The sequence below is a fragment of the Hymenobacter coccineus genome, from assembly GCF_001816125.1.
Classification (GTDB): domain Bacteria; phylum Bacteroidota; class Bacteroidia; order Cytophagales; family Hymenobacteraceae; genus Hymenobacter; species Hymenobacter coccineus.
In genome coordinates, this window is sequence record NZ_MDZA01000268.1 from 1 (window position 1) to 1,734 (window position 1,734).

General features: G+C 65.7%; 1 protein-coding gene and 1 pseudogene. Both read right to left on the reverse strand.

The features are described from left to right. A pseudogene (locus tag BEN49_RS14910) lies at positions 1-652 on the reverse strand (cyclic nucleotide-binding domain-containing protein); the annotation flags it as partial. A gap of 213 nt (positions 653-865) precedes the next feature. After that, positions 866-1,734 (reverse strand): YitT family protein (locus BEN49_RS14915; protein ID WP_317040461.1); only part of this gene is annotated, 869 nt, incomplete at its 5' end.

Sequence of the window (1,734 nt, forward strand, 5' to 3'; positions counted from 1 at the left end):
GCCGGCGGGGCCCCGGGCCCGGCGCTTCCTCGGCGGGTGGAGGCCCCGGGCGGGCCGCCGCCTGCGCCCGAAAGGTGGCCCGCTGCACCACCAGCGCCAGCAGGTAGGCCCCAAACGCCGTGAGCAGCAGCCCGTACAGCGCGTGCTGGGCGTGCACAAACACGGCCAGCCCGGCCCCCAGGGCCTTGGCCGGCAGGTCGCCGGCGCTGATGACGCCGAACAGCCGCCGCCCCTGCCGCACGTTGAACACCACCGCCGACATCCCCCAAAACTCCAGGCTCGTCAGCAAATAAATCAGCCGGTAGCCCGCCATGATGGCCACCGCCACCCCTACCGAGGGCCCCCACCCCAGCAGGGCCCCCAGCACCAGCACGAGCACGGCCGCCGCCGCCAGCGCCCGCCCCGCCAGCCGTTGCAGGGCCCAGTGGTGCTCGCAGCGTCCGTACAGCCAGCCCACCGCCAGCGTCGCCAGGGCCCCCGCCCCGTAGGCCAGCGGCAGGGCGCGCCCCGGGTCGTGCCCGAGCAGCAGCACCGTGGCCGCCACGTACACCAGAATGGTGCCCGTGCCCAGCAGGAAATTATGGGCCGCAAATAGCCCCACGGCTCGCATCTCGCCCGGCCGAACCCCCAGAAAACGATGCCATCTTTCCATTGGTAATCTGGTAGTTGTGGGTGTCTATTGGTAGCGAGGCGATTTTTTTAATTTTGATGACCTGGTAGGTTCTGTCATGCTGACGAAGGAAGCATCTTAACAGATTAGCAGGCGCCGTTCAGAAACGATAAGATGCTTCCTTCGTCGGCACGCCAGAGCCTGTTCGGACAACCTATCCAAAACCAGCTTTTTAATGGTCTCATTTTTAACCTCCTAGTGCAAGGCGCGCTTTTTGATCAGCCCGCCCTTGATGTCGCTCACGCTGTGCTGCACGACGAAAGCGCGGGGGTCAATTTTGTTAATGGCGTCGGTGAGCGTCATGACTTCCAGGCGGGTGACGACCGTGAAAACGGCTTCCACTTTCAGGTGCTGGGCCCCGTGCGAGCCGTAGCCCTGGGTGACTTCGTAGACGGTGGCGCCGCGGTGCAGGCGCTCGGTGATGAAGCGGCGGATTTCGGGGCTGTGGAACGAGATGACGGTCAGGCCGATGTATTCTTCGATGCCCACGAGCACGAAATCCACGGTTTTGGCCGCCGCCAGGTAGGCCAGGATGGAGTACAGCGCGGTTTCGACTGACAGCAGCCAGGCCGCCACGCCGAAAATCAGCACATTGATAACCAGCACGATGTCGCCGATGGACGCGGGCAGCTTGCGGGTGAGGTACACGGCCAGGATTTCGGTGCCGTCGAGCACGCCGCCGCCGCGCATGGCCAGCCCCGAGCCAGCCCCCAGAAAGAAGCCCCCGAATACGGCAATCAGCAGCTTATCGTGCGTGAGCGGCGGTACCGATACCACCGCCACGGCCCCCGCCAGCGCCAGAATGGCCAGCAGCGTGCGCACCGCAAAGGGGCCCCCGAGCTGCCGGTAGCCCAGCACCACAAACGGCACGTTGATGACCACAATCAGTAGCGACAACGAGATGTGCGTCAAGTGGTTGGTAAGCAAGGCAATGCCCGTCACGCCCCCGTCAACGAAGTCGTTGGGCAGCAGAAATCCTTTCAACCCCACCGCGGCCGAGGCCACGCCGGCCAGCAGCAGCCCCGCCCGCAGCACCGCCGCCCCCCACCACCCCGGCCCGGCCC